The sequence below is a fragment of the Rhizobium sp. AQ_MP genome (assembly GCF_014237835.1).
Lineage (GTDB): Bacteria > Pseudomonadota > Alphaproteobacteria > Rhizobiales > Rhizobiaceae > Allorhizobium.
This window is the reverse complement of record NZ_JACJVI010000040.1, coordinates 1-6,787: the sequence shown is the minus strand read 5'-3', so window position 1 is coordinate 6,787 and position 6,787 is coordinate 1. Positions and strand designations below refer to the sequence as shown.

The 6,787-nt window shown below is 60.1% G+C and carries 7 protein-coding genes; 1 reads left to right on the top strand and 6 read right to left on the bottom strand.

Going from position 1 to position 6,787, the window contains the following annotated elements; all coding sequences use genetic code 11:
- The coding region (locus H6M51_RS24020) for a radical SAM protein (protein ID WP_185812287.1) at nt 1-1,053 on the top strand (1,053 nt) is incomplete at its 5' end.
- A 72-nt stretch (nt 1,054-1,125) separates the two neighbouring features.
- Here the strand turns inward: H6M51_RS24020 and H6M51_RS24015 are convergent.
- From H6M51_RS24015 to H6M51_RS23990, 6 genes are all read right to left on the bottom strand, one after another.
- Nucleotides 1,126-3,024: a nitric oxide reductase activation protein NorD gene (locus H6M51_RS24015; protein ID WP_185812286.1), complete on the bottom strand. Its 1,899-nt coding sequence runs from the start codon at nt 3,022-3,024 to the stop codon at nt 1,126-1,128.
- A 9-nt stretch (nt 3,025-3,033) separates the two neighbouring features.
- Complete coding sequence (locus tag H6M51_RS24010; RefSeq protein ID WP_185812285.1) at nt 3,034-3,837, bottom strand: CbbQ/NirQ/NorQ/GpvN family protein; 804 nt, start codon at nt 3,835-3,837, stop codon at nt 3,034-3,036.
- Between the two features lie 60 nt (nt 3,838-3,897).
- Nucleotides 3,898-5,244 carry a nitric-oxide reductase large subunit gene (locus H6M51_RS24005; protein ID WP_185812284.1) on the bottom strand — a complete coding sequence of 449 codons (1,347 nt, stop codon included), beginning with the start codon at nt 5,242-5,244 and terminating at the stop codon, nt 3,898-3,900.
- A gap of 27 nt (nt 5,245-5,271) precedes the next feature.
- Nucleotides 5,272-5,724 (bottom strand): c-type cytochrome, encoded by a 453-nt coding sequence (locus H6M51_RS24000; RefSeq protein WP_185812283.1) that lies wholly within the window; start codon nt 5,722-5,724, stop codon nt 5,272-5,274.
- Nucleotides 5,725-5,879: 155 nt separating this feature from the next.
- Nucleotides 5,880-6,155: a cytochrome C oxidase subunit IV family protein gene (locus H6M51_RS23995; RefSeq protein ID WP_185812282.1), complete on the bottom strand. Its 276-nt coding sequence runs from the start codon at nt 6,153-6,155 to the stop codon at nt 5,880-5,882.
- Between the two features lie 8 nt (nt 6,156-6,163).
- Entirely contained in the window at nt 6,164-6,709 is a 546-nt protein-coding gene (locus H6M51_RS23990) for a cytochrome c oxidase subunit 3 (RefSeq protein WP_112241173.1), read from the bottom strand.
- Nucleotides 6,710-6,787 lie beyond the last annotated feature (78 nt).

Here is a 6,787-nt window from a genome sequence, read left to right as displayed (position 1 = left end):
GTCAGCGACATTCACTTCGGCGGCGGCACACCCACGATCATGACGCCGGAGGAGTTCCTCGATCTGACTACCACGCTCACAGCGGCCTTTGGTATTGGCGGCGCGACCGAACTGGCGGTGGAAATCGATCCGAGAACGCTTAGCCCCGAAATGTCAGAAGCACTCGGAGAAGCGGGAATGACCCGTGCGAGCCTTGGCGTGCAGAGTTTCGACCCCAAGGTGCAGAAAGCGATCAATCGCATACAGTCGGCAGAGCAGACGGCAACGGCCCTGTCGAACCTGCGCAGGGCTGGAGCCAGAAGCGTCAACTTCGACCTGATCTATGGCTTGCCCCATCAAACCGTAGACTCTGCAATTGAAACTGCGCGCATGGCTGCTGCTATGCGCCCTGAACGCTTTGCCGTCTTCGGTTACGCCCATGTCCCGGCCTTCAAGAAGCACCAACGCCTGATCGACACGGCAGCGCTCGGCGACGCACATGATCGACACGCCCAGGCGGAAGCCATCGCGGCGACGCTGTGCGAAGCCGGATACCGACGGATCGGTCTCGACCATTTTGCGCTTCCTGAGGATCAGCTTTCGATTGCCGCCGATCACCGGGCGCTGCATCGCAACTTCCAGGGATATACGACCGACACTGCGTCGACGCTGATCGGGTTCGGCTCGTCGGCGATCGGACGTCTTGCCGAAGGCTATGCGCAAAACGATGTCGCCATCGGACGATATGCCAGCCTCATTTCTTCCGGGAACTTTGCCACATCGAAAGGCTACCGCCTCACACAGGAGGACCGCGTCCGCGCCTGGATCATCGAACGGTTGATGTGTGACTTTCAGGTGGATTTTACAGCCAAGCCGGATGGCTTTGAACTTCCCGAGGGGAGCTTTGGAAAAGCCAATCTGCTGCTCAAGACCTTGTCGGACGAAGGCATTGTGACCTGGCGTGGCGATGTGCTGAGCGTGGACACACAGCACAGGTTCCTGGTCAGAACGGTAGCGTCCTGCTTTGACGCCTATCTGGGAGAAGCGGGCAGAACACACGCCACCGCGGCCTGAGACAAAACGGCGATAGACGAGAAAGCCCGGTCCGACTGCTCGGTCCGGGCTTTCCCTTTGCGCGATCGCGGATCAGCGAACGAGCGCGCGGTAGATCTGCGGCAGGGCTGCCGGCAAGCGCCGGATATCGGGCACGACGGCATAGCCGTGATGGCCGAAGACGGCGGGCACATAGGTTTTGGCATCCTGATCGACGGTGACGCCGAAGACATGGATGCCACGTCGCCTTGCTTCGCTCACGGCCCGACGCGTGTCTTCAAGCGCAAAACGTCCCTCATAGTGATCGACATCGTTCGGCTTGCCATCGGTCAGGACAAGCAGCAAGTGCTTGCGATTGGGGCGCTCAGCAAGCTTGGCCGTCGCGTGACGGAGTGCTGCCCCCATGCGGGTATAGTAACCGGGTTTCAGCGCGGCGATGCGATGGCGCACTATCGCACTCATCGGCTCGTCAAAGTCCTTGATCGTCTCGACACGCACCCAATCCCGCCGTCTCGACGTGAAGCTTAGGATTGAATGCATGTCGCCACAGGCGGCAAGCCCCTCGGCCAACACCAAAAGGGCCTCCTTTTCGACATCAAGAACCCGGCGGTCGTTGAACCAGGCGTCAGTCGACAATGAGACGTCGACCAGCAGGGTCACTGCGAGATCATGGGCCTGGGGCCGGCTTGCGAGGTGGATGCGGTCGGAGCATTCACCGCTCGCGGCAAGTTCAGTGCGGCTACGAACCACGGCGTCGAGATCGAGATCGGCACCGTCGACCTGTGCACGCAGCACCTCATGGCGCGGGCGCATCGCCTCGAACTGCCGCCGCACACGACGAACCAGCGCTTTCATCTCTGCCGACAGGATAGGCGAAGGGCCTTCGTCAGACGCCGGACCTGCAATGACCCGGCAGTGGTTCTTGAGATAGACCCCACGCCTGTAGTCCCATTCGGGATAGGTGAGTTCCGCCTCAATCGCGGAATGGATGAGCACTTCCGGCGGCAGGTCGAGGTCGAACCGAAATTTCGCGGCTGGCCGGCCCTTGCGTTCACCAAGCACCATCTCGTCAAGTTCGCCAGCGGCCGACGCATCGTGATCGTCACTGTCGTCGGCGGGACGGTCGACATTGACCATCTCGGCCATGGCGAGGATCTTCTCGAAGCGATTCAGGATGAAGGAGCTGCGCTCGCCCTTGGCGGCGGAATCCTTCTCGCGAATTGCCACATGGCGTCCGGCCGCCTGCGCATCCGCCTCGCTGGAGCCAACTGGCTGATCGACTTCCTGGCGGCCGGCCCATTCTTCTCTAACGACCGCCTGCGGCCACAGTGGCACGGGCAACATCGGCAGATAGCCCGCAGGTGCCTGCGTCGGCATATCATTACCTGCAGAGAGCGGGGCAAGCCCCGCGCCACGGCGCAGGAGATCAATGATGCAGTCCTCCAGCAGCCCCTCCACCCGAGGCAGCGAGCCGCGGCGGCGCTCCGACAGAAGGGCGCGGCAAAGCCGACTATAGCGATCGACCAGACCGGGGAAGGTCTTCAGGACCTGCGCTTCAAGCGCCGACGCCGCGTCCAAAAGTGCAAGATCTGCCTTGAGGGGATCAGTCTCGGTCATCGGTTGAAGCGGCATTACGGCCATGGCGGCGGCCAGCCAGACATAGAGGTCAAGATTGAGCGACTGCTCCGGCATGAGATCCAAGACTGGGGGCAACATCACGCTAGCTTCGTCCCGCGCCGGATGAATGAGCTTTTCTTCGCCCAGCCCCATGCGTTGCCGAAACTTCAGCCGATGTTGCGATGTCTTGCCCCGCGCCGGTACCAGTTGAACCGTCCGTTCACCGCCGAAGCCACGAAAGCAGACAGAGAGTACCGGAAGCACGTCTTCGAGCAGGACAGCCGCATCGGGGTAACGCGGCCAGGTGCGGGTATCACCGGCAAGCCTGTGCCACGCGCGCCCGACCGTCTCCTCAAGCTCCAGAAAGTCCAGCATGTCATTCTCCTAGCGGATGACCGCCTGTGCCAGTTCGAGGAGTGCAGTACGCACGTCAGGTTCGTCGGTCAGCGGCTCGATCATGGCGGCGCGAACGGCATCGCGTGGCGCAAGACCGGCATCGATGAGGCTCGCGCAGTAGATCAGCAGACGCGTCGAGACGCCCTCCTCCAGGTCATGACCTTTCAGCGCCCGCAGCCGCCGCGCCAGTTCGACCAATGGCTCTACAGCCGTGGAAGGCAATCCACTTTCTGCCGATACAACCTCGATCTCCCTTGCCTTGGGCAGGAAGTCGAACTCGATGGCGACAAAACGCTGGCGAGTCGAGGGCTTCAACGCTTTGAGGAGGCTTTGATAACCAGGATTGTAGGAGACAACGAGCATGAAGGCCGGCGGCGCTTCAAGCTCTTCGCCTGTCCGCTCCAATGGCAGGATGCGCCGGTCGTCGGTGAGCGGGTGGAGCACGACGGCGACATCCTTGCGCGCCTCGACCACCTCGTCGAGATAGCACACACCGCCCTCACGGACTGCCCGGGTCAGCGGTCCGTCGACCCAAACCGTCTCACCTCCCTTCAGAAGAAAACGGCCAGTGAGATCGGCAGCCGCCAGATCGTCGTGGCAGGAGACGGTGGTCAGCGGCAAGCCAAGCTTTTGCGCCATATGACTGACGAAACGGGTCTTTCCGCAGCCTGTCGGTCCTTTGAGGAGAAGCGGCAACTGCCGCGTCCAGGCTGTCTCGAAGAGAGTGCATTCGTTGCCGGCTGGAGAATAGGTCGGGATATCCGGCTGAATGTTGCGGGCGATGATATTCATGTTGCTGATCCTTAAAATTGGGGAGAGCCCCGCCGCTTTTGAAACAGCGGGGCCGCTATTTCACTCGGCAGGCTCGACATAGCCGCCGAAGGCAGGCTCTTTTTCCTTGCCCGGCATCAACACGGCCCAGACGAACATCAGGGCCGAGACCAGCACGACGGCGCCGGAGCCGAGGCGCACCCAGTAGAACAGCGCCAACTGGTCCTGGACAGCCATGTAGCTTTCGCCGAGCACGCGCTGAAGATGCACCTGCAGGACACCGGCAAAGGTGAGCGCAAAGGTCATCACCGACATCGCCGTGCACATCATCCAGAAGCTCGCGATCGACAGCCACTGGCTATAGGGTTGGCGGCCGCGCATTTCCGGGATGGCATAGGCCATGATCGCAAGGTTGAGCATGACGTAGGCGCCGAAGAACGCGAGGTGTCCGTGGGCTGCCGTCACCTGCGTGCCGTGGGTGTAGTAGTTGATCGAGGACAGTGTGTGTAGGAAGCCCCAGACGCCGGCACCGAAGAAGGCCATGACCGAGCAGCCGATCGACCACAGAAGAGCTGCCTTGTTCGGATGCTTGCGACCGGCCTTCCAGGTCATCACGAAGGTGAAGATGACCATGGTGAAGAAGGGTGCGACTTCAAGGGTCGAGAAGAGCGACCCAATCCACTGCCAGTAGCCTGGCGCGCCGATCCAATAGTAGTGATGGCCCGTGCCGAGAATGCCGGAGAACAGCGCCAGCCCGATGATGACATAGAGCCACTTCTCGACCACTTCGCGATCGATGCCGTTGAGCTTGATCATCAGGAAGGCGAGCACCGAGGCCATGATCAGCTCCCATACGCCTTCGACCCAGAGGTGGACGACATACCACCAGTACATCTTGTCGAGTGCCAGATTCGTTGGGTTGTAGAAGGCGAAGAGGAAGAAGATCGCCACACCCCACAGCCCAAAAATCAGGATGTTGGTGACGACGGTCTTGCGGCCCTTCAGCGACGTCATGGTGACGTTGAACAGCAACATCAGGGCGACGATGACGATTCCGACCTTGATGATGAAGGGTTGTTCGAGGAACTCGCGGCCCTCATGAATGCCAAAGAGGTAACCGACGACAGCGGCGGCGGCGGCAATGAGGAAGATCCAGAACTGCACGATGGCCAGCTTTGGGCTGTAGAGCTCCGTCTCCGCCTCTTCCGGCAGCAGATAATAGGTGGCGCCCATGAAGCCCATCAGCAACCAGACGATCAGGGCGTTTGTGTGGATCATGCGCACGATGTTGAAGGGGAGTAGCTCGGAGAGCGTATTGGGCAGCACGTAGATCGTACCCGCAACGACCCCGAACAGGACCTGGGCGATAAAGAGGCCGAGCGCACCGTAAAAATACAGCATCGCGACCTTCTGGCTTTGATATTTCATTTTGTGTCTCCTTGGGTCACGAAGGGCTCAGCCAGCCTCGTTCGGCGGCCAGTTCTGCGTCTTGATTTTGCTGGTCCATTCGAGGAAGTCTGCGAGATCGTTGATCTCTTCGTCGGTCAGATTGAATTGCGGCATCTGGCGGCGACCTTCGACACCAGAGGGCTGTGCCGCCATCCAAGAACGAAGCGTCTCGCGTGCACCGTCGCGATCGTCCTGGCCACCCCAGCGGGTCCAGACATTGCCGAGTTCGGGCGCGAAGTAGGCGCCTTCACCCAAGATCGAGTGGCAGTTGATACAGGCGTTCTTTTCCCAGATATGCTTGCCGCGCGCGACGCTGTCGGTCAGCGTCGCTTCATCTGTTGAAGTAGTGCGGATGTAGTAATGGCTGTGGGCGGTGAGCCCCACGAAGATCGCAAAAAAGAAAATGGAGCCGCCATAGAAGACGTTGCGCGCTCCGGTCTTGGTCAGGCGCTCTGCCATGCCCTTGTCCTTCCGTCTGCCAGGCTTGAAAGGCCCGACCTGGTTTCCCCGCCTCGAAGGCTTCGGCGATCCCCTCGCCGGCTCTGCGGGATGTTCTTTTCATAGAGAGTGATCGGAGTTGTTCTTTGCGCTTTGGCAAGCAACGACGCGAATGTTCAGCCCAAAAGAAGGACCACCAGCGACCGAGACAGGGCGGCGATCAGAATGATGCTCAACCAGCATATGAGCGCAATCCGCATGGGATGATGTCCGCCCCTGAGTTCGAGGAAGTCGAGCACCACAAGCCGTCCCTTGGCAAAGGCAATCGCAAGAACGGCGGCAATCGGTACGATCGTTGGACCGGCGAGCGCCGTAACAATCGCGCCACCAATTGCGAAGGTCATCAGCATGGCGAGCACACCCACCAAATCCTCGTGCTGTCTGCTGGTCATGAGAAGCCTCACGCAAGATAGAGAATGGGAAAGATGACCAACCAGACGAGGTCGATCACATGCCAGAGTGTGGCGATCAGGACCAGGTTTTCCCGTGCCGGGCGCCAGGCGACAAGAAGAAGAGCAATAGCGCCGAAAAAGACATGCAGCAGATGGAAGCCGGTGATGATGAAATAGAGCTCGAAGAAGGTGTCGAGCGTTGCATCCTGAGCGTAGCGAACCTCACCCCAGTATTCGAAGAGCTTGACCGCCACGAAGCAGAAGCCGAGCAGGGCTGCAATCGTCAACGGCCGTTTCACCGCCTCAAGATCAAGCCGACTTCGCATCGCCACGGCGACAAAGTACCCACTGACCAGCAGGATAAGCGTGTTCGCGCCGGCGATCCCCGGCCTTAAATGCAGACGCGCCAGTTCGAAGGCCTGGGCATCAAAGGTCGACACGACGAGGAAGCCAAGGATCAGGATGCCGAAAGCGATCAGCTCGCTCCACACCAGTATCCAGAGCAGCAGGTGGTCGTCCTTTGCCTCGTCCTGGAGGCTCGTTTGCATAGCCATGGTCAGATCTCCCGTTGGTCGGGATCGGTTCTAAAGAAAAATCCGAAGCGCTCTTTGTGGGAGCGCAAAGAAGACTGA

Coding starts and splice junctions, on each gene's coding strand:
- H6M51_RS24010 (WP_185812285.1), bottom strand. CDS start 3,837: ATGAATATCATCGCCCGCAACATTCAGCCGGATATCCCGACCTATTCT.
- H6M51_RS24015 (WP_185812286.1), bottom strand. CDS start 3,024: ATGCTGGACTTTCTGGAGCTTGAGGAGACGGTCGGGCGCGCGTGGCAC.
- H6M51_RS23995 (WP_185812282.1), bottom strand. CDS start 6,155: ATGACCAGCAGACAGCACGAGGATTTGGTGGGTGTGCTCGCCATGCTG.
- H6M51_RS23990 (WP_112241173.1), bottom strand. CDS start 6,709: ATGGCTATGCAAACGAGCCTCCAGGACGAGGCAAAGGACGACCACCTG.
- H6M51_RS24005 (WP_185812284.1), bottom strand. CDS start 5,244: ATGAAATATCAAAGCCAGAAGGTCGCGATGCTGTATTTTTACGGTGCG.
- H6M51_RS24000 (WP_185812283.1), bottom strand. CDS start 5,724: ATGGCAGAGCGCCTGACCAAGACCGGAGCGCGCAACGTCTTCTATGGC.